Below are 23,267 nucleotides of genomic sequence, written 5' to 3' on the forward strand. Positions count from 1 at the left end.
TATATAATAAATTAGGCACAGATTAAGCTGATTGACGCTATTATTTTATATACTCATCATTCTAAAAACCGTGAAATTCGTGTAATCCGTCTCTAATAATATAAGATTATTCTGCAAGAACACTTAATTGCTGTTTTTAACTATTTGATTACTATTCTATAATCACTTCATCAAAATAGACTCTCGCTTCCTGACCGGGACGGACATGCTCGTCGGGACATATCCCCGCACCTTCCGCCGTCACTCGGACATAACGGGCAGATACTCCGCCCATATCTATCGAATAGTCATTTCTAAAAGTTCCTTCCAGATAGATTTCTTCCGGAGAGAAGTTCAATTCTCCCATAGTATGGTAGGTTCGATTGTCATCGGAAACTTCTACGCGAATCATCTTCGGTTTATGTGCTCCCATTCCATAATTCGTAATGCAACCGATGGCAAATTTATTCAAAATCTCCCGCCCCTGCAAATCTATCGTGAAAGATATAGAATCATTTTGATTCCAGTTACACCATTCAAAATCAGTATATTTCAGGCTTCCCCGCAATCCGTTGACTAACAACATTTCGTTCTTCTTATTGCCAAGCAAAGGTTTTGCCGTAGCTTTGTTCCATGTGAGTTGCAAGTCTAAAGTTTCTCCCATTTGCTTGCCGTTCATAAAGGTAGCGGCTTTCACCATTTGTGTCTTCGTCACACGGATAGGTCCGTCGTAACGATGAGAAGACATTGCCGGATTACTTCCGTTCAGTGTATAATGAATCTCTACATCCGGGCGGATACATTCCAAATTCACTTCCAAATGTCCGTCCACTGATGTCACCGTCTGTTGTATGTTATACATTGAACGGGCATAGACAATTCCTTTTTCCGCAATATGCGCGTTGTATGCGTCCATCCGCTTCAAGAATCCAGACCAGTCCTTCGTTCCTGCGGGCGTCCATGCCACTTCTGCTAAAGCGGCCAGGCGGGGAAACAAAAGATAATCCACATCTTCGGGTTTATTACAGAACTCTGTCCACATACAAGCCTGTACTCCCATTAACAAAGACTCATATTCCGGTTTCCAATCCTTCTGTACAGGTTCGTAATCGAAAACATCTTTCAGGGTATTGTTGCCAAAATAGGTTACCGGTTCAAACCATTGCGGTCCCTGATAACGAATCAAGTATAAGACACGCGCCGGAGTCATGATAAAACGATGTCCCTTTTCGGCAGCTTTCAGAGCAGCCGTACCCATTCCCTGCCAGCCTAGGATAATAGATTCTTCAGGAAGAAAAGAGCTGTTTGTCAACTCATCCCAGCCAATCACTTCACGACCTTTCTTACGCAGATAATCACTGATACGTTTCATGAAGTAACCCTGCAAATCTTCTTCATTGGCCAAACGCTGTTTTTTCATCCGTTTTTGGCAAAGCGGGCATTTCTCCCAGTTTGTCTTTCGCGCCTCATCTCCACCAACATGAATATAGCGAGAAGGGAAAAGCTCTAGAATTTCGTCAAAAACATCTTGCAAGAATGTAAATACGCTATCATTTCCCGCACAGTAGATAATCTCGGAATTTCGTCCTCCCAGTCCGGGAAGTACACCGACAAAGTCTTTCACAACCGGACAGGCAAGCTGGGGATAAGCAGCCAGAGCAGAGTTACTGTGTGCCGGTACATCTATTTCGGGAATGACTTCTATCTGTCTGTCGGCTGCATAAGCTACAATTTCCCGGATGTCCTCCTGCGTGTAGAAACCGCCTATCGGAGTAGGTTCTCCCCGTTCCGGGTTACGACGTGAGTGGAAAGGCACATCTGTACGGTCTACTCTCCACGCTCCTATTTCCGTCAAACGGGGGTATTTCTTTATTTCAATCCGCCAGCCGTTATCGTCTGTCAGATGAAAATGAAGTTTGTTTATTTTCAGCATCGCCATACAGTCAATGATTCGCAGTACATTCTTTTTAGGGATAAAACAACGTACCGGATCCAACAGTAATCCGCGGAAACCGAAACGGGGTTCATCCTGAACCGTCATTGCCGGAACTCTCCAATCGACATTCCGGACCGGTTGTTCCGATTCTATGGCAGCCGGCAGAAGTTGGCGGATAGATTGCAGGGCATAGAAAAAGCCTTTTGTATCCGAAGCTTTAATGAGTATCTGTTCCGGCGTAATCTCCAGTAAGTAGGCTTCACTTTTTAAAGAAGAATCCGTCACAAAACGGACTTGTCCCTCTTCACGCCCGACATTCAAAGCAGGAGTTATTCCGGCAGCACGAGTAAACAAGTCAATAAAATTGCGAGCAATCACGGCTTGTTCCTGACTTTCTACCGCAAACACCGTTTGGGCTGAAAAGGTGAAGTTGCCACGGCCCGGCACAATCTGTGTCGGGCGTGGTACTATTGAAATTAAAGGGGATGTTAAGTTATCAGCCTGCAAAAACGCTGTCAGTGGCGAAAGCAGTATGAGAATGATTAAGATGTATTTTTTCATGGCGTATGTACATTGGTATTATTCCTTGTCTCTCTCCGGTGAGAAGCGGACAGGATCATTGTATTGCTCCTGAAGTTTCAGCATTTCTTCTTTTAGTTCTTTCACTACCGGTTCATATTCAGGTTGTCCGTAGAGGTTGTGCATTTCCGACGGGTCTGCCTGCAGGTCGTAGAGTTCCCACCAGTTAATGTCATTATAGAAATGAACCAGTTTATAGCGTTCCGTACGTACACCATAATGACGTTTCACCATGTGTTCAGCGGGATATTCGTAGAAATGATAGTAGAGAGCCTTCCGCCAATCTTTCGGATGTTCGCCTTTCAGCAAGGGGACGAGGGATACACCTTGTATGTCTGAAGGAATCTCTGCTCCTGCCAATTCGAGGAAGGTAGGTGCATAATCGATGTTCTGAACCATTTCGGTGATGTCGCCCCTACGGTCGAATCCTTTCGGCAGACGCATGATGAGTGGTGTACGCATGGATTCTTCGTACATGAAACGTTTGTCGAACCAACCGTGTTCGCCCATGTAGAATCCTTGGTCGGAAGTATAGACAACAAGTGTGTTATCCAGTAATCCTTTCTCTTTCAGGTAGTCGAGTACACGACCAACATTGTCGTCCAGCGACTTCACCGTCTTCATATAATCGCGCATATAACGCTGAAATTTCCAGTTGGCTAGTTCCTTGCCTTGCAGGTTCTGTTTATAGAAGTCGTCTATTATTGGGGTGTAGAATTTGTCCCATGCAGCACGTTGTGCTTCATCCATACGACCAATATATTTCTCATATAAGGATTTCAGACGGGTCTTTTTGTCGGGACGAAGCATTTTGAGGTCATAAATCATGTCCATGTCTTTCATAATACTCATCTCTTGTGCGGCAGCGGCAGGGCGTCCTTCGTAATCGTCAAAGAAATTGTCCGGTAGCGGGAAGGTTTTATCTTCGTACAAAGCCAGGTTGCAAGTATCTGCCAACCAATTACGGTGAATAGCCTTATGGTGAATCAAAAGACAGAAAGGTTTCTCCGGATTGCGTTTGTTTTCTATCCAGTCAATGGCGTCGTCAGTGATAAGGTTCGTGATATATCCATGTTTTTGGATAGTGTCATTGTTCTGTGTGATGAAATCCGGATTGTAGTAGTCGCCTTGTCCGGGGACAATCTGCCAGTAATCAAAACCGGAAGGCAAACTTTCAAGATGCCATTTACCTACCAGTGCTGTCTGATAACCGATTTTCTGCAACAGCTTCGGAAAAGTCTGTTGCGAACTGTCGAATACGCAAGTGGTATTATCATAGAATTTATTAGCACAACTATGTTTACCTGTTATCATGCAGGCACGACTAGGACCGCTTAATGAATTGGCTACAAAACTTTGAGTAAAGCGTACACCATCGGCAGCAATACGGTCGAGATTGGGTGTTTCCATGTAGCGTGTGTCATAACAGCTCATCATTTGAGCTGTGTGGTCGTCTGTCATAATGTAGACGATATTCAAAGGTTTCTGTTCCACAGGCTTTTGCTTGTTTGAACAGGAAGCAAAGGAAGCTACAGCTGCTACTCCTGCAAAAGGAAAGAATAAGTTTGGTTGCAATTTTTCCATAAAACAACTTTATATTAGATTGTAGTGACAAAGGTAGAGCCCCGTCAACAAAATCCATGTTCACAAATAACCAATTAATTTCCAATATTCTCCATTTCTACCTGTTTCAGAAAGAAAAATGGTAAAAACACGATTTACAGCTCATTCCCAATCCTGCAAATCCAAGAAAATATATACAACGATTTCTATTTATAAAAGAAAACCCGAATGAAGAGCAGAAACACTCCTCCTCTGCATTCGGGAAATCTAAAACAACCTATTATAACTACTATTTTTAATAGCCGAAGTTATTTTCCGTAATAGCTATATTAGTATTCATTTCATCACGCGGAATGGGGAACAACAGATTCTTTTTCAAAAAAGTCTCATCATTCAAATTTCCATTATTATAAATGCGTTCTCCCCAAACTCCCGTTGCATTAGGATTATTTTCCTGCCACTTTTTAGTTATTGAGTGATTATTATTCACAGTAAGTGCTTTTTTCAAATATTCAGTTCCACGTAAACGCATCATTTGATACATTTCAGTTTCACCGGCACCTTCAAAAAGTCTTTCAAAGAATATCTTTTCACGTACTTGCTCCTTTGTTAATGTTGATTCCCATTTGGCTGGTTGTGCCGAAACCTTAATTCCTGACTTACGTGCACGTGCCAACACGATATCTGCTGTATTAATTGCATCGTCTTTTCTATCCAATTCATTATAGACATCAGCCAACATCAATAATAAATCTGCATAACGATATAAAATTAGATTCTTATGACTGGCAATACCGGCCATATTCATATCAAAAGCTTTTGCAAAATGAGGCCATGCTGCTCTTTCTCCTGTCCTACCCGCCGCAGTACATACATTCAAAAAATCCTTCAATCCTTTGCGATATTTCTCATCAAATTTGGTTTCATCATTTGTGATAGCCAAAATTTCATCCGCACTCGGATTCTCTTTATTAGTCAATAACTCATAAGGAATTCTACCAACTAACAACTTGTTATTTTTCCAACCTGCAGGTTTTATACCGCTATCATAAGTGAAATAAGGATATTCATAAGTAGAGTCACGGGCAGACGGTACAGGCTCTACTTGAGCTACAGGTCCGACATTGTTTGTACATTTTCTCCATTTTGCCATAAATGTAGTCTCAATACGAGGATCTCCCCAATAGGTTCCCGCAAAGAAATCATAAAATGCTTTCGTACACTTCACTCTATGAAAGCTCTTACCATACGATGATGCAGCAGGATTAAACACCCAAGATCCTCTGTTAAAAGAAGACAAGTCACCATTCACTTGAAATCCCAGTTGAAATATAGACTCTTTAGAACCTTTAATCTTATCAACAAATAAATTAGAAAATTTCGATTCCAGATCATATTTACCTTTCACTCCTTCAAAATAGGTCTTTGCCTTTTCCCAAGCCGTAGCATCACCCAAACAGCCTAAAGTGTGATATAACTTACCTAAATATGCTTCTGCAGCCCATTTGGTTGGAAATCCGTCAGAATTTGTTTCCGGCAAATATTTCGCAGCAAATTCCAAGTCAGTCCGTACCACATCCAGCACCTCTGAACGCGGGGAACGAGGTACAGCTACGCCGTCATGAGAAGAAGGGGTTGTCTTCAAGGGTACATCTCCCCAACATATTGCAAGGTTATAATAAGATAAAGCACGCAAGAAACGAGCCTCTGCAGCCATTTCGTCTTTATCCTCTAAAGAAGTGCTTTCCACATTGGCTATAAATGCATTCGTTTCATTAATCACTTTATACATTACATACCATGCATTTGTCAACAAATCATCTGTATAGTCACATTGCAGCCATCCACACATATCATTTGTATTTCCATTAGTTTGAGCCCATCCGAAACCACTATATCGTACAGGAACTTCTTGCCAATGCTGACCATATCCTCCACTAGTCAATGCAAAATAACCATAGCATCCATATAATGCTGCACGCGCCTTTTCAGAAGTAGAAAACTGAATTTGTGTATTCAAAGTATATTGCGGATCTTCATCTAACCACGATTCACAAGAAGCCAACAATAAGCAGCTTGCCAATAATAATATATAGGTTAATTTTTTCATTTTCATAATCATTTATTGTAAATTAAAAAGTTACATTCAAGCCAAACACAAAAGAACGCATATTTGGAAAAGCATTCATATCAACACCCCGACGCAGACCATCAAATGCAAAGCTATTTACTTCCGGATCATATCCACTATAATTGGTAATAACAAATGCATTCTTCACTGAAGCAAAAATGCTGGTATTCTGGAACCCGATCTTAGTCATCCACGCTTTAGGCAAAATATAATTCAACGTAATATCTGAGCAACGCAAATAACTTCCATCTTCTATATAACGATCATAAACAACTCCTTTTACATTTGAAGTAGACGACGGATATAAATTAGAACGATTCTCCGGAGTCCATGCATTATAATAAGCATCTTTTCTCAAGTTTCCAGCCTGCCTGGAAGGAGTCTGTTCATAACGAATATTTGTATTTAGAATATCATTACCATAAACACCTGTAAAGGAAGCAGAAAGAGAGATATTCTTCCATTCCAGACGTGTTTGGAAACCGTAGGTGAAATCAGGATTCGGATCACCAATTACAGCCATATCATTAGCATCTACGACACCATCTTCATTCACATCCACACATTTAATATTACCAGCTGCCATATCATTTCCAACAGATGAAGTGTAATATTTTGTAGAACCATCCGACGAGATATATCCTACTTTGCCATCAACTACATCTTCTTCCTGAATAATTCCCTGTGTCTTATAACCGAAAAATAGTCCAGGAGCTTCACCTTCAATAAAAATATTTGCAGGTCCAAAATGATCGCCAATCGTCTTACCTAAATAGCCACGTACTCCTTTCAAAGAGCCTATATCGGAAACTTCCAAACCCAAATTTTCAATCGTAGTCTTATTGAAACCGATATTTCCGCCTACATTCCATTTCCACCCGTTACTACGAATGATATCAGCATTTAAACTAAACTCAAAACCTTTATTCAATAACGATCCTTCATTGATCATCACTGTTGCAAATCCACTGGAATATGGCAAAGCACGTTCAACCAACAAATCTTTTGTGTTTTTACGGTAATAGTCAAATGCACCATTCAGACGGCCATTAAAGAAACCAAAGTCAAGACCAGCATTCCACGAAGAAGTACGTTCCCACTTCAAGCCCTCATTTTGCAAACTTTTGATTTGCATAGACGTCAGTTTATTCCCATCTCCGTCAGCATAGTCCACCTTATTCTCATAAATAGATAACGACTGATATGGATCAATACCTTGATTGCCTGTCTCACCATAGCCCACACGTACCTTCAACTGACTTAACCAGTCGATGTTCTTCATATAAGCTTCCTGTTCCATACGCCATGCTAATGAAAAAGACGGGAAATATGCCCAACGATTACCTTTTTTAAATTTACTGGATCCGTCAGCACGCAATGAAGCAGTTAACAAGTACTTATCATAAGCTGATAAATTAACACGCCCTAAATATGAAAGCAGTTGATAATCTTTTTGTATAGGCTGTTTCACATCCACTTTTCCTGCATTAGACAATCCTTTTGTACGTAAGTCATAGATAGAAAAAGTATTACCTGAAACATTCTCTGTCAGAAAATGATATTCATCATAAGTGATACCCGCTGTTGCCGACAGACGAAAGTCCTTAGTCAAATCCATATTAAAGTTTAACAGGTTTTCCACCGTATAATTAGACTTATTGACATTACTGATTGCCAACAGACCTTTTACATTTTCTCCTGGAGGCAACTGAATCCCGTACCAACGTTTACGGTCATTTACTACAATATTTCCTCCTGCACGCAGACTATACGAGAAATATTTATTGATGTTCCAATTCAGATTCAAACTTCCGTTAAATGTTTTATCATTCGTAATATCATCGTAATCATTCACCCAACTAAAGACATTCATTTTTGATTCCAAAGCACCCGGATCATCATCAGGAACAATATAAGGAGCTGTATCAAGAACCGTACGAGCCAAAGATCCGGCAACGCCTCCGGTTGTATTGCCACCTGTCATCATGTCATTCTGCTTCAATGAACCGCTCAATATCAAATTTAAAGTTACTTTCTTAGATAATTCAGCAGTTAAATTAGCACGTAAGTCACCTTGTTTTATTCCTGTATTTTCTACAATACCATTAATATCTTTAAAATTACCGGAGATATAATATTTCATACCGGCAGTTCCTCCACTGACAGAAGCCGAGTAAATTTGTGAGAAAGCTGATGTATATGCCTCTTTTTGCCAGTTACGATAGGTAATGACCTTATATAATTCCGGATTATTCGGATCTGCCTGATAAGCGGATTCATTACCACTAAATACGTAACGCATTTCACCATTAGGTTGCAAATAATATCGCGGTTGGTCCAATTTAGAATTAGTGTAATCGGCATACTCTTCCAAATTTAACATATCGTGCAAGTTACGTGCATTAGCTATCGTAAAGTTTGCTGTAACATTTACTTTTGCCTTTCCGGCCTTTCCTTTTTTTGTTGTAATAAGAATTACACCATTAGCACCACGAGAACCATAAATCGCAGTAGCAGAAGCGTCTTTCAAGACGGTAATATCTTCAATATCATTAGGATTTATTGCACTCAACGGATCTTGAGCTATCTGGAAGTCACCACTTCCTACAGCTGACTCGGCAAATTCACCAGTAGATGCTTGCGGTACATTATCAATCACATATAATGGCTGATTATCTCCACGTAATGAATTAGCACCACGAATAGTAACAGAAGAAGCAGCCCCCGGAGTAGACATTGAGGCTGTTACATTTAAACCTGCAATCTTACCTTGTAATAGTCCATCAATAGACACAGCTTTTGAAGCATCATTCGCATCAGGACGAAGACTGGCAGTAGCACCTGTTAAATCGCTCTTTTTAGCTGTTCCATAACCGACAACGACTACTTCATCCAAATTTTGTGCATCCTCTTTTAATTGAACATTAATTTTAGCCTGATTTCCAACCACTATTTCTTGTTTGGAATAACCGATAAAAGTAAAGATCAACACTGATTTTGAGTTTGGAACGGAAATGGAGAATTTTCCATCAATGTTGGTAATTGTCCCATTAGTAGTACCTTTTACTTGTACATTGACACCAGGCATACTTTCATTTAGAGCATCCACTACCTGTCCGGTAATGGTCTTTCCTTGTCCCATAGATTGCGCAGCAAACGCAAACAAGGCGATGAAACATAGCAGAAAAACTTTTAATAGGTTCTTCATAGAAGTCATTTTTATAAATTATTAAATTTTAAAGATTAAAAAGCTCATTCCAGACTTTATTTGCTGAAATCCATACGCAAATATAGATGTGGTTACTAAATATGTATGTTCTATTTTTACTATAATTCTTCCATTTTTATCTAAAATCATCCATTTCATCGACAAATTGCGGTATTATAGACATTGTTGGACATCTTACGAATCAAAAAAAGAAAGCGGAAGTATTCATTCCTGAATATTCCCGCCTCTTTTATATTTTATCCTAATATAACTACAACAATTTTCCTACGAAGATATATTATAGGTTTTCTATATCAGAAGATTGAAGACCCGTGTATTTGATAATTGTATCAATGGATATTCCGTCCTCCCTCATCTTTCGAGCAATTTCAATTTGCTTCTTTTGCTCTCCTTTCTCCATCCCTTTCTCCATTCCTTCCTTTATTCCTTCTCTTATCCCTTCCTTTAGCCCTTCTTTCATCCCTTCTTCAGCCGCTTTTCTCCGCATCTCTTCGTTTTTACGCCGTTCATCCTCCTCTACGATTTGATTGACTCTATATCGATCTAATGCCTTATCATAAGCGATACGATTTTCTTCCGAAAGATCGGCAACTGCTACCAATCTCGCCAGATGTTCAAACACTTGTTCTTTCAAAGCATCCGGCATTCTATTCCAATTGCTCATATTCTTCAGTGCATAAATCAATTTATCATATAATGTATGGCAGTCCGACAAGTCCTTTGTAAAATAAGGAAATTGCAAATAAATCTGCCGGAGATGCAGATTTACAATCTTCCCAGTATCACGGCCGGAAAGAACCGTATCCGTACGGAATTTAGCCTCCAAATTTTCCTTACGGGTTTATATAGTTCATATCTAATTTACGAGGCAAAAAGAACCCCTTTATACAATTAGGATTACGCACACATATCTGAATATGATTCTTTTCTCTAAACCCTGCGTCTGGATAGAGTTCAACACCTTCCCAAAATACACCTTTCACTGAATCAAATTCTCTTCCTGATACTTCTCTGTTAATCTGATGTGCCGTTTCAATAACTGCACAATCCAATCTGCGCAATAGCTTATCTTCAGATATTCCTATTGTAGAATTTGTAGGAAGAGAAATCCCTGTTACACGACATGTTTCCACAAGTACATTATAAGATTCCTTCAATTCACCTAAATACAATGAATCTGTCAAGTCCATGCAGTATCCCAAATCAATAATAGCACCAATTACAGCTGGGCATTTAACAGATGAATGAGCTCTACCCATCATATCATTTGCATATTGCAATGCACGAAGCTCGTTGTTTTCCCAAAAATAGATTCCATGTCCCAGCCAATCATAATCATTAGTACTTGCAATTAGATCATCTTTACCTTCAATTATCTTATTTGCAATTGATTGATCACAACCATGAAAGCCAACAACAAGATTAGAACGACGTGAGTATAATGTTTCTTTCATCTATAAATTTTGGTAAGTTCACCTGATTTAGAGACTATTCCAGCTTTTTTTAGAAAAGATTGGGCATTCCTTTTATTAGCTGTAATTTTCTTCACTACCTCAACTCTAAGTTCTTCCCGAGTTTTTATTTTCTTTGTAGCAGTCATTATATACCTCCTTTCTTGTACAAAGATAACTATTTAAATCCATAAACATAAAAAACAATCCCAAACTTTACGGATTTATAGCCTTTTAAGTAAGCCGTCTCCCTTTCAATTCCTCCAAACAAACAAGAGAAATGTTCTTTTTTTCAGATTAAGAAAGAAAACAAAACTGTTGAAGATGGGAATCCGGAATTAAAAGCATCCATATTATCACATATATATGCATATTACTGCCACAATACAGCATATATTTTCAGATAATATGCGTTTTCTTTAAAGAAATAAATGATTTTCCTCGGTGAGCAATAAGCCATTCCTCGGTGAGGAACACATCCTTCCTCACCGAGAAAGCCTTCCATACTCACCGACCAAGTTATAAAAGCCCTTGGAAAAGCCCGTTTATAGGCTAGTTCATCATCATATACGCACCAAAAAAGAATGATAAAACAAACTACATACGGGCAAACAGTAAGCATATAGATAGCAATACAGAGGAATTATTTATTTTTAGACAGGAATTATCCAGGATAACAAACAATCCTACATTCTTTCATCCAAAATGCAGAGCGTTTTTTCCTTCACCACAAACAAGTGACTGATATATTAAAAACAGAAAGAATAGAATATACCCTTTTTCAGATCAGCACATTTCTAATCCCATCCTTTCAACAACCATACTCTTTCAGAGTCTGCATCAACTTCGCGCCATTGATCGGCTTCACCAGATAATCATCACAACCGGCTTTCAACGCAGCTACCCGGTCAGCATCAAAGGCATGAGCAGTCAGGGCGATAATTGGAATTTCAGCATTGAACTTCCGGATCTCCGAGGTTGCAGTACGTCCGTCCATAACAGGCATCTTCATATCCATCAGTACCAAATCCACCGGTTGGGTACGGACAATCTCAACTGCCTCCAGTCCATTCGGTGCGTGTAACAACTGGCATTTGTTTTTCAAGATAGAAGATACCAAAAAGAAGTTACTTTGTATATCTTCAACGACCAGTACTCTTTTAGGTACTTTTTTTGTTTCTTCGGAGTCAAGAATATTTTCTTTATTCGCATCCTTCTCATTGTTCCGACGTGAAGAAGTCGGTTCGCTGTTAACCGATTCGAACTGGCATGGCAAAACCGCCCAAAATAAAGACCCTTTATCAAATTCTGACTCAAAGCCTATCTCTCCTCTGCAAGCCTCAACAATGGCTTTACAAATGGACAATCCCAATCCGGTTCCCTGTGCAAATTCATCCAGTTTCTCAAAACGATGAAATACTTTATCTTTTTTATCCTCCGGTATGCCGATACCTGTATCGCGAACGTAAAGACGAATATTTTCGTCTATCTTCTCATACCCCATTTCAATAGTTCCTTTGGAGGTATATTTGATAGCATTAGTTACAAAGTTAGTGAGAATCTGCGCTAACCGGTTTTTATCCAAACGAACGGTACAAGTTTCATAAGGATTCACGGGAACTAACCGAACCTGCGGATTTACTACACGACGATGCATCGAAGCAGCTAATTCGTTGAAATAAACAGCCAAATCAAAATTTTCGTATTTCAGTTCTACCGAGCCGGCTTCTATTTTCGAAAGATCCAGTATGTCGTTAATCAGCTTCAAAAGCAACTCATTGTTGGCATTGATAATCTGAATAAATTCTTCTTTTTCTTCTTGATCTTCCGTCACCATCAATAAGTCGGAAAAACCAACGATAGCATTTAACGGTGTACGAATTTCATGGCTCATATTTGCCAGAAAGGCGGATTTCAACTTATCGGATTGTTCAGCGCGGCTCCTTGCCTTTTCAAGTTCACCAATCATGTGCTGCCGCTCGGTAACATCATCTACACGAATCACGACACCGTCAACATCTCCCTGTTCATTAAATATGGGAGTAGCAAAGACTTCTATGACATGCTTGTTATCCAGATTAAACAAGATAGACTCTACCTGACCGGATTTCCGGGCACGTTGCATCACACAATTCTCACAAGGAGTGGTGCGATTATGGGCTGTCAGATAGCAAGGTTCTCCTTTTTTGTAAGCCTCATAAGAAAGGCTTTTACTACAAAGCGAGATATTCTCCCATTGTACGATATAGTCGTTCGCAATATATGCCAATCCCGAATTAATATTGTTCAATACCAATTCATTCTGACGAATCAAATGGATCATTCTTTGTTCGCTCTCAAGAAGTTCTTTTTTCGAACGCACAACCTCTTCGTAAAGATTGTCATATTTGTTTTGCCACAAAACACGTTCGGTGATATCTTGAGTTATCACCATATAATTGGTAATTTCAGACTTATCATTATGTACAAAAGAAACGGTAATCTCGAAGAATTTTATACCGGACAGATTAGTAGGAAAAAGACGGCACAAGTCATCAAAATCATATTTTGCCATGAAACGCACTGTTTCTCCTTTTCTGATCTGTTCCTTGATTTCATCAGAGAAACTGGTGTAGTTGAATAGATTATAGCCCAAAATATCCTTTTTGTCTTTTATCCCCATTGATCTCAACCGTGAATAATTGACATCTATCATGAGACCGTCCTTATCATACAATTCCAAGCCTACAGACAAGTCATTAAAGATATTATGCAATAAGTTATCAGCTATCCCATTTACCAAAGTCTGTTCCATGCAGCAAAATTTGTATAGTATTACAATATTGATTGTTTATCCAAGCAAAGTTACTTTAATATTTTGTTACATAGAAAGAAAGAGGCCTTTTAGCCTCTTTCAGTATCTTTATTTCGCATTTTGGTATAAGAAGCCTTCTGCTTTCGCTAATGTTTCCGGTTTGCCTATATCAATCAGATGCAACTTTTCTGTCAAGTAACCACCATAGTTTACTTGCCGGCAAGTGGCAAGATAGAAATCCATGATAGAGAATTTTCCATCCCATGAGGGAGAGGTCATCCATTGAAAAATGGCGGGCGAAAGTACATGGATGCCACTGAATGCATATTCTTGATAAAGGGAAGAATCATACTGAAAACCTTCCGGTTTCACTTGTTCCGTATCCTTGTTTATCCATCCGCAAAGTCTCTTATCTGTATCAAAAAGAAGATAGCGGGAGGTTTTACGTTGGCTGGCCAGTAAAGTGGCAACAGCACCGCTTCGTAAATGGTAGTCATATAATTCTTTCAGATTCACGTCTGAAAGAATATCGACATTGTGTATCAGGAAAGGCTCATCGGAGTTTTCAAAGAAAGAACGGGCTTTCTTAATTCCCCCACCGGTGTCGAGCAACAGATCGCGTTCATCGGAAATATGTATGATAAGCCCAAAATTCTCATTGGCTTCTAAGAAATCAAGTATTTGTTCGCCAAAATGATGGATATTAATCACTATTTCTGTGAATCCGGCAGCTTTCAGTTTTAAGATCACATGTTCCAACATCGGATGTCCGGCTATGGGAACCAAAGCCTTCGGCATGGTATCGGTGAGCGGCTTCAGCCGGCTACCCAAACCGGCTGCAAATATCATTGCTTTCATTCTTTCGGTTACTTTCTTCTTTAATATTTACTCTTCTTAGATTGTTGCCTCAAACGTATGTTCGATATTCTGTTCCCGATGCACCAGTTCGACTTTCACACCAAATTTCTGATTCAGGTGCTCTGCCAGATGCTGGGCAGAATAAACAGAACGATGCTGTCCGCCGGTGCAACCGAAGCAGACGGACAAATTGCTGAATCCGCGTTCCATATAACGTTGCACGGAGGCATCCACCAAAGCATAGACATGATCGAGGAAACGGAGTATTTCTCCATCTTCTTCCAAGAAAGTGATTACAGGTTCATCCAGTCCGGTGAAAGGTTTGTAACGCTCATACTTACCGGGATTATTCACGGCGCGACAGTCGAATACATAACCTCCTCCATTGCCGGTAGAGTCATCAGGAATTCCTTTCTTATAGGCAAAACTCATTACTTTGACGGTTAACTGCCGCTTTTTCAGATCGTCCGTAAATTGTTTCAGTCCGGTAAGCTCTCGCAAAACGTTACAGAGATACGGATATTCCGGATATTCTTCTTTCAACAATTCACGCAGGTTTTCGATGGCATAAGGAACACTTTGGATAAAATGCGGTTTCTTTTCAAAGTAACCACGGAAACCATAAGCTCCCAACACTTGCAGCGTACGGAAAAGGACAAAGTGACGAAGCTGGCTATAAAAATAGGATTCGTCAATCGGTTGGTATTTGCGAAGAGCTTCCATATACTCTTGCAGCAGTTCTTTACGAAGACTATCGGGATATTTCGCTTTCGCTTGCCACAGGAAAGAGGCTATGTCATAATAGAACGGGCCTTTGCGTCCGCCCTGAAAGTCGATAAACCACGGTTCGCCGTCTTTTATCATCACATTACGGCTCTGAAAATCACGATACATGAAAGTAGCGGAAGAACTGCGAAGCAAGACATCGCTCATTTTCTGGAAATCATCTTCCAGTTTATCTTCCTGAAACTCCATACCGGTAGCTTTCAGGAAGCAATATTTAAAGTAATTCAAATCCCACAGAATGGAGCGTTGATTGAACTCCGGTTGAGGATAACAACGGGAAAAATCAAATCCATCGGCCCCGGCAAACTGAATGGCAGGAAGCAAACGAATCGTTTTGCGAAGCAACTCTTTTTCCTCTTCTGAAAAGACGCTGGTAGCACGTCCTTTCTCTATGGCATGGAACAACAGAGTATCGCCCAAATCCTCCTGCAAATAATAGGTCTTATCTTCCGAAACGATGCGCACTTCGGGAACAGGCAGTCCACATTTGTGGAAGTGTCCTGCCATATAAAGAAATGCTTCATTCTCATCGATAGAAGCTCCGTAAACTCCAATCAATGTTTCTATACCCGTCAGCCGAAAATAACGGCGGTTGGAACCGGAAGACGGTAATTCTGTTATGTTTTCAGCGGGAACGCCCGTATATGACTGATAAAGTTTCTGTAGTTCTTCGGTAATCATAGTCGTATATTTTCGAGCAAAGATAGAGAATCTAGCTAAATAATACTATCTTCCCACTGATAAAAACCGGCTACTTTACCTAATCTGCTGTGTACAGGCCTTTACTTCCAATAAGCCGGTTATTTAAAAAAGTTGTTGGAATGGCTCCCTATGAATATAAGATGAAGAATTAGCAATTCTCATTGTATTCAAGGATTTTCAGTGCAGAGATTAAAGATTTTCAGTACAGAAATTTATAATAGTTTATGCAGTCGAGTAGTCATCCCCTTATAAGGTGACAATAATCATTTTGTAAAGTGATAAATAGCACCCTATAAGATGACTATTATCCCATTGCAAGGGGACAAACTATTCTTAAAAGGACGGAAAGCTTTAAAGATACAAAATTAAATAGAGAAAAGCAACTATATATAACTCTTTTACCTGAAGGAATACAAAATAAGTTTGCTTTTCAACAAACATTCATCCGAATGTATTATCTTTGTTTTAGTTTAACTGACCTAATCTCATGAGAAGAAAGACCTTTTTACTACTATGCATCGCATTTATCGCACTGTTTATCGGCATCTCCCCTCTTCAAGCCGGTCATTATTACTATAAGCAAATCTCACTAAAAGACGGACTGCCTTCTACCGTACGATGCATCTTAACGGATGAACAAGGTTTTGTATGGATTGGAACCCGCTCCGGACTGGGACGATATGACGGACATGAACTTAAAAAGTATGTCCATCAGTCAAACAACCCTCATTCCATTCCTCACAATTTAATCTACCAGCTGATAGAAGATGTACAAAACAATATATGGATTCTGACAGATAAGGGAGTGGCACGTTATCAGCGGCAAAGCGATGACTTTCTTATACCGACTGATGAAACAGGAAATAATATCATCGCCTATTCCGTCTGCCTGACTGATGATGGAGTGTTATTCGGTTCGAAAAATAAAATCTTTTTCTATAATTATCAGGATGCCACTTTCCGCCTCCTGCAAACGTTTGACCTAGAGCCCAATTATAATGTGACTCTGCTAAGTCTATGGGATAAACGAACATTACTTTGTTGTAGTCGCTGGCAAGGACTACTCCTGCTCGACCTGAATACCGGAAAATGCCGCCGTCCTCCTTTCGATTGCGGAAAGGAAATAATGAACGTACTCATAGACTCACAAAAAAGAATCTGGGTAGCCCCTTACAACGGAGGGCTGAACTGCCTGACACATGACGGTAAACTACTGGCTACATATACTACCCACAACTCTTCTCTAAGTAACAATGTTGTACTAAGTCTCGCCGAACGGGAAGGAGAAATCTGGATTGGAACAGACGGAGGAGGCATTAATATTCTCGACCCGGAAACCGGACATTTTTCTCTGCTGGAACATGTGCCCGGAAGTGACAACTATTCACTTCCCGCCAACTCTATCTTATGCCTATACAACGACTACAACAACAATATATGGGCAGGCAGCATCCGCAACGGACTAATCAGCATCCGGGAAGTTTCCATGAAAACATATACAGACGTACCACCCGGCAACGACCGGGGACTTAGCAACAATACCGTTCTAAGTCTTTTCCAGGAATCTCAAGATCAAATCTGGGTAGGTACGGACGGAGGAGGTATCAACAACTTTAATCCGCTCACAGAGAAATTTACTCATTACCCTTCCACCTGGGAAGACAAAGTTGCCTCTATCTGTCAGTTTACTCCCGGTAAATTATTAATTTCTATTTTCTCACAAGGAGTATTTATTTTCAATCCGGCAACTGGAGAAAAACAACCTTTCACCATTGTCGACGCTGAAACAACAGCACTCTTATGCAATCGAGGCAAGGCTGTAAATCTACTCCGGAACACTCATCACAGCATTCTGTTCCTTGGAGAACATATCTATATATATGATTTGAATACACGTACTTTCAGTACCGCTATAGAACAGGAAGAACAAGATATTATCGGTGCTCTCCTGCCAATCGGCAATTATAGGAACACCACTTATCTAAATGATACGAAGCACATATATGAACTGGACAACCATACAAACCGGCTGAAAGCCCTATACAGATGCTGGAAAGACACGACCATCAACTCCGTTTCAAGAGACGAAGAGGGAAACTTCTGGATTGGGAACAATTACGGATTGGTACACTACAATCCCGCCACCAAAATACAGACTCCGATCCCGACCTCTCTATTTAGTGAAATCACTTTGATCGTATGCGACCAGCAAGGAAAAGTATGGATAGGAGCTGACAGCATGCTTTTCGCTTGGCTTATCAAAGAAAAAAAGTTCGTTCTATTCGGCGAATCAGACGGCGTAATCCAGAACGAATATCTTTCCAAACCCCGCCTGTTAAGTATGCAGGGAGACGTCTATATGGGTGGAGTAAAAGGTTTACTGCACATTAACTGCAAAATACCATTAACAACTTCTGAACTTCCCCAACTCCAATTATCTGATGTCATCATCAATGGAGAATCCGTGAATAACGAATTAACCAATCGACCAACAGGGATCTCCGCTCCCTGGAACAGTAATATCACTATCCGGATCATGTCGAAAGAGAAGGACATTTTCCGACAGAAAGTGTACAGATACCAGATAGAAGGACTGAATGACCAGCAAATCGAATCGTACAATCCCGAACTGGCTATACGTTCACTTCCTCCGGGAAGTTATAAGATTATGGCTTCATGTACAGCTAAAGATGGCAGTTGGATTCCCAGTCAGGAAGTACTGGAACTAACCATTCTCCCTCCCTGGTATCGGACATGGTGGTTTATTCTTAGCTGTACCGTTCTTACTGCTGCCGCTATTATTGAAACTTTCCGAAGAACTCTAAAGCGTAAGGAAGAAAAACTGAAATGGGCAATGAAGGAACATGAACAACAGGTATATGAAGAAAAAGTACGTTTCCTTATTAATATCAGTCATGAGCTGCGCACACCTTTAACGCTCATACACGCACCGCTTAGCCGGATACTGAAATCGCTTTCTGCCGAAGATACACAATATTTACCTATAAAAGCAATCTATCGCCAGTCACAGCGAATGAAAAACCTTATTAATATGGTACTCGATGTACGCAAAATGGAGGTTGGGGAAAGTAAATTGCAGATACAGCCGTATGCTCTCAATCAATGGATTGAACATGTATCCCAAGATTTCGTCAGCGAAGGTGAAGCTAAAAACGTCCGTATCCGCTATCAGCTTGACCCACAGGTCAATACTGTAAGTTTCGATAAAGATAAGTGTGAGATTATTCTAAGCAATCTGCTTATCAATGCCTTGAAACACAGTCCACAAGATGCAGAAATAACAATTACATCGGAGTTGCTTTCCGAGAAAAATAGCGTACGTATCTCCATCATTGACCGGGGAAACGGATTGAAACAAGTAAATACACAAAAACTCTTCACCCGTTTCTATCAAGGTACAGGAGAGCAAAGCGGCACAGGTATCGGATTATCTTATTCCAGGATTCTGGTAGAACTACACGGAGGCTCCATCGGTGCACGGGATAATCAGGAAGCTGGTGCAACATTCTTCTTTGAACTACCCTTGAGACAACAATCGGAAGAGATCGTCTGTCAGCCGAAGGCATATCTGAACGAATTGATGAACGATGATAGCAAAGAACAGTTACCGGAGGAAAATACGTTCGATACGAGTCCTTACAGTATTCTAGTGGTGGATGACAATCCGGATTTGACGGATTTTCTGAAAAAGTCACTGGGAGAATATTTCAAACGGGTAGTGATTGCTTCCGATGGTGTGGAAGCCCTTCAACTGACCAGAAATCATGCTCCGGATATTATCGTCAGTGACGTGATGATGCCGAGAATGAATGGATATGAACTTTGCAAAAATATAAAGGAAGATATTACGATCAGTCACATTCCTATCATTCTGCTGACAGCAAGAGATGATAAACAAAGTCAGTTGAGTGGCTACAAGAACGGGGCGGACGCTTATCTGACTAAGCCCTTTGAGATAGAAATGCTAATGGAAATCATTCGCAACCGATTGAAAAACCGCGAATCTATCAAGAAAAGATATTTGAATACAGGATTAGTCCCTGCGCCGGAAGAGAGCACTTTCAGCCAAGCAGATGAAACATTTCTGCTGAAACTGAATAAAATTATTCAGGAACATCTGGATAGCAGCAATCTGGACGTCACTTTTATCTGCAAGGAGATAGGTATGAGCCGGGCTTCCCTTTACAATAAGCTAAAAGCTCTGACCGATATGGGAGCCAATGATTACATTAATAAATTCCGGATGGAGAAAGCGATCACATTAATCACCAGTACGGACATGTCGTTCACGGAAATTGCCGAGAAGGTCGGCTTCACTACTTCACGCTATTTCAGTACGGCTTTCAAACAATATACAGGAGAAACGCCAACTCAATATAAGGAGAAGAGAAAACAGGAACGGAAAAAAGAGTAATGAGCAGCTACCCGAAAAAACAAATATTCTTTAGGCACGGAATTCTAAGACCTGAGCAAATAATCCGTGCCTAAAAATTTTAATATACTGCAAGTTTCATTACTTACTTAACCATTGACTTTTTTATAGTCTTCCAGAAACTTCTTCAATCCCGAATCCGTCAACGGATGATTCAATAAACCCTTGATAGCACTCAACGGACAAGTAGCAACGTCTGCTCCCACTTCCACACATTCGATAATATGTTTCGTATTGCGGATAGAAGCAGCGAGCACTTGTGTCTTGTAATCATAGGTACGATACATACGTACAATATCTCCCACAAGCCCTACTCCATCTTCACAAATATCGTCCAGACGACCGACAAAAGGCGAAACATAGGTAGCTCCGGCTTTAGCTGCCAGTAATGCCTGTCCTACTGAAAAGACTAATGTACAGTTAGTACGGATTCCCTTTTCCGTGAAATGTTTGATCGCTTTAATGCCATCGGCAATACAGGGGACTTTTACTACAATATGCGGATTGAGCGCGGCAAGTTCTTCACCTTCACGAATCATTCCTTCATAATCGGTTGCTATCACTTCGGCACTGACATCTCCGTTGACAATCTTACATATCTTGATATAATGTTCACGCTGATTCTGCGTTCCTTTGATACCTTCTTTCGCCATCAGCGAAGGGTTGGTAGTCACTCCGTCAAGTACTCCGAGGTCATAAGCCTCCTGAATTTGCTCCAAATTAGCTGTGTCAATAAAAAATTTCATACTCTTAATTTTTAATGGTTAACGATCTAATAGTCAAAGATAATAATTTATTTCCATTCATCTCTGATTATGCAATCGTTATTGACGAATCAAGATATACATCCTGAATAGTATTCAATAATTCCACCCCTTCGTTCATTGGTTTCTGGAACGCTTTACGTCCGCTAATCAATCCCATACCTCCTGCACGTTTGTTGACTACAGCTGTAATGACTGCATCACGCAAATCGGAAGAACCGTGAGATTCTCCACCGGAGTTAATCAAACCAACGCGTCCCATATAGCCGTTGGCTACCTGGTAGCGGCAAAGGTCAATCGGATGTTCGGAAGCAAGTTCGGTATACATACGCTCGTCGATCTTTCCGAAACCGATAGCTTTGAAGCCACCATTATTAGTCGGAAGTTTCTGTTTCACAATATCAGCTTTGATAGTCACTCCCAAACGGTCGGCCTGTCCTGTCAGGTCGGCGGCAGCATGATAATCGACAGCACCTTTCTTGAAATCATTATTGCGCAGGTAACACCAAAGAATGGTTGCCATCCCCAGTTCGTGAGCATATTCAAAAGCTTCGGCTATCTCCACGAGCTGACGGCGACTCTGTTCCGAACCGAAATAGATAGTGGCGCCTACCGCTACTGCTCCCATATTCCAGGCTTCTTTAACGGTACCAAACAATACTTGGTCGAAACTGTTAGGATAAGAAAGTAATTCATTGTGATTCAACTTAACGATAAAAGGTATTTTATGGGCATATTTACGTGCTACGGATCCAAGAATCCCAAAGGTAGAAGCTACTCCATTACAGCCTCCTTCAATAGCCAGTTTTACGATATTTTCCGGATCGAAATAGATCGGATTGGGGGCAAACGATGCTCCGGCAGTATGTTCGATGTCCTGATCGACAGGAAGTATAGACACATAACCGGTATTTGCCAGGCGGCCATGTCCCAACAACGTTTGCAGACTGTTCAATACTCTGATGCTCCGGTCCGAATCAATCCAGATTTTATCTATTGTATCGGGAGACGGAACATGAATCAATGATTTATCAATGGTTTCGCAAGTGTGGTCCAGGTAATAACAGGCCTTATCTCTTAATAATTCTACTACTTTACTCATAACTTCTTTTTTTAATGTGTAACTTTTCTATTTTTTCTTTCCCTGATTGGCTACTGCTTCCATCAGTTTTTTGATCTCTTCCGGGTTTCCCAGGAAATAGTCATTAGCAACGTTCAGGTTTTCATCAAACTCAAATACGTAAGGCACAGCCGTAGGTAGATTCAGCTTGACAATATCTTCATCGGAGATGTTTTTTAGATGCTTGATGATGCCTCTCAAACTATTGCCATGAGCGACCACCAACAGCGTATGAGCTGTTTTCAGACTAGGAAATATATCACTTTCCCAATAAGGCATAATACGTTCAATGGTATCTTTCAATGATTCAGTACGAGGCAACTCCGCATCGGGTACTTCATGATAACGGTAATCAAAACGGGGATTTCTCAAATCACTTTCTGAAAGAGGATGGGGAGCTATATCATAGCTACGACGCCACACTAGCACTTGTTCTTCTCCATATTTCTCGGCAGTCTCGGCTTTATTCAATCCCTGCAATTCACCATAATGCTTTTCATTCAAGCGCCAGCTTTTCTCTACAGGTATCCAGTCCAGATTCATCTTATCGAGAACACAGTTCAAGGTTTTCACCGCACGCTTCAAATAGGAAGTATAAGCCTTATCAAAATTGAAACCATATTCTTTCAATGTCTCTCCGGCTTTTTCAGCTTCGGCAACTCCCTTTTCTGTCAGATCTACATCTGTCCAGCCCGTAAAACGATTTTCTTTATTCCATGCACTCTCTCCGTGACGAAGTAATACTATCTTTTTCATTTCTAAAATTCTCCTTTCTTCTTTTTATATATACAACAGATTGTTTCTTCACAAAGTTCACTAGAAAATAAATAGTTGTCAATACCCAGAAATAATGATTCTTTCTACAAAGAAGCGGGATGCAGTAATCAGGGATATAAAAAAATACCCTCCTCTAATTCTAAGC

Annotated in this window: 12 protein-coding genes and 1 pseudogene; 1 reads left to right on the top strand and 12 read right to left on the bottom strand. The window is 40.4% G+C overall.

Going from position 1 to position 23,267, the window contains the following annotated elements; all coding sequences use genetic code 11:
• Window positions 1-151: 151 nt before the first annotated feature.
• The 9 genes and pseudogenes from Bovatus_RS08300 to Bovatus_RS08345 form a co-directional block, all read right to left on the bottom strand.
• The gene (locus Bovatus_RS08300) at window positions 152-2,476 is read right to left on the bottom strand and encodes a glycoside hydrolase family 20 protein (RefSeq protein WP_004300811.1); all 2,325 of its coding nucleotides are present in this window, start codon (window positions 2,474-2,476) and stop codon (window positions 152-154) included.
• An 18-nt stretch (window positions 2,477-2,494) separates the two neighbouring features.
• Window positions 2,495-4,078, bottom strand: coding sequence for a sulfatase family protein (locus tag Bovatus_RS08305; RefSeq protein WP_004300812.1), 1,584 nt, complete (start codon window positions 4,076-4,078; stop codon window positions 2,495-2,497).
• A 274-nt stretch (window positions 4,079-4,352) separates the two neighbouring features.
• Entirely contained in the window at window positions 4,353-6,167 is a 1,815-nt protein-coding gene (locus tag Bovatus_RS08310) for a RagB/SusD family nutrient uptake outer membrane protein (protein ID WP_004321470.1), read from the bottom strand.
• 22 nt (window positions 6,168-6,189) lie between these two features.
• Complete coding sequence (locus Bovatus_RS08315; RefSeq protein WP_004300814.1) at window positions 6,190-9,396, bottom strand: SusC/RagA family TonB-linked outer membrane protein; 3,207 nt, start codon at window positions 9,394-9,396, stop codon at window positions 6,190-6,192.
• A 298-nt stretch (window positions 9,397-9,694) separates the two neighbouring features.
• Window positions 9,695-10,255: pseudogene (locus Bovatus_RS08320) on the bottom strand (PD-(D/E)XK nuclease family transposase); the annotation flags it as partial.
• The gene (locus Bovatus_RS08325) at window positions 10,251-10,871 is read right to left on the bottom strand and encodes a hypothetical protein (protein ID WP_004300816.1); all 621 of its coding nucleotides are present in this window, start codon (window positions 10,869-10,871) and stop codon (window positions 10,251-10,253) included. The pseudogene Bovatus_RS08320 and the gene Bovatus_RS08325, both read right to left, overlap by 5 nt.
• A gap of 808 nt (window positions 10,872-11,679) precedes the next feature.
• Window positions 11,680-13,662, bottom strand: coding sequence for a hybrid sensor histidine kinase/response regulator (locus Bovatus_RS08335; protein WP_004300820.1), 1,983 nt, complete (start codon window positions 13,660-13,662; stop codon window positions 11,680-11,682).
• Between the two features lie 108 nt (window positions 13,663-13,770).
• Window positions 13,771-14,520: a nucleotidyltransferase family protein gene (locus tag Bovatus_RS08340; protein ID WP_004300821.1), complete on the bottom strand. Its 750-nt coding sequence runs from the start codon at window positions 14,518-14,520 to the stop codon at window positions 13,771-13,773.
• A gap of 36 nt (window positions 14,521-14,556) precedes the next feature.
• A complete protein-coding gene (locus Bovatus_RS08345; RefSeq protein ID WP_004300822.1) occupies window positions 14,557-15,987 on the bottom strand; it encodes a RapZ C-terminal domain-containing protein in 1,431 nt (476 codons plus the stop codon).
• 508 nt (window positions 15,988-16,495) lie between these two features.
• On the opposite strand from Bovatus_RS08345, the gene Bovatus_RS08350 reads away from it, so the two are divergent.
• On the top strand, window positions 16,496-20,443 hold the full coding sequence (locus tag Bovatus_RS08350) for a hybrid sensor histidine kinase/response regulator transcription factor (protein WP_004300823.1): 3,948 nt from the start codon (window positions 16,496-16,498) through the stop codon (window positions 20,441-20,443).
• 107 nt (window positions 20,444-20,550) lie between these two features.
• On the opposite strand, the gene fsa is transcribed toward Bovatus_RS08350, so the two are convergent.
• The 3 genes from fsa to gpmA all read right to left on the bottom strand — a co-directional run bounded on the left by fsa (window position 20,551) and on the right by gpmA (window position 23,101).
• Entirely contained in the window at window positions 20,551-21,207 is a 657-nt protein-coding gene (fsa, locus tag Bovatus_RS08355) for a fructose-6-phosphate aldolase (protein ID WP_004300824.1), read from the bottom strand.
• Between the two features lie 67 nt (window positions 21,208-21,274).
• Complete coding sequence (locus Bovatus_RS25180; RefSeq protein ID WP_004300825.1) at window positions 21,275-22,327, bottom strand: class I fructose-bisphosphate aldolase; 1,053 nt, start codon at window positions 22,325-22,327, stop codon at window positions 21,275-21,277.
• A 27-nt stretch (window positions 22,328-22,354) separates the two neighbouring features.
• The gene (gpmA, locus tag Bovatus_RS25185; protein WP_004300826.1) at window positions 22,355-23,101 is read right to left on the bottom strand and encodes a 2,3-diphosphoglycerate-dependent phosphoglycerate mutase; all 747 of its coding nucleotides are present in this window, start codon (window positions 23,099-23,101) and stop codon (window positions 22,355-22,357) included.
• Window positions 23,102-23,267: the final 166 nt, after the last annotated feature.

This window comes from Bacteroides ovatus, from assembly GCF_001314995.1.
Classification (GTDB): Bacteria; Bacteroidota; Bacteroidia; order Bacteroidales; family Bacteroidaceae; genus Bacteroides; species Bacteroides ovatus.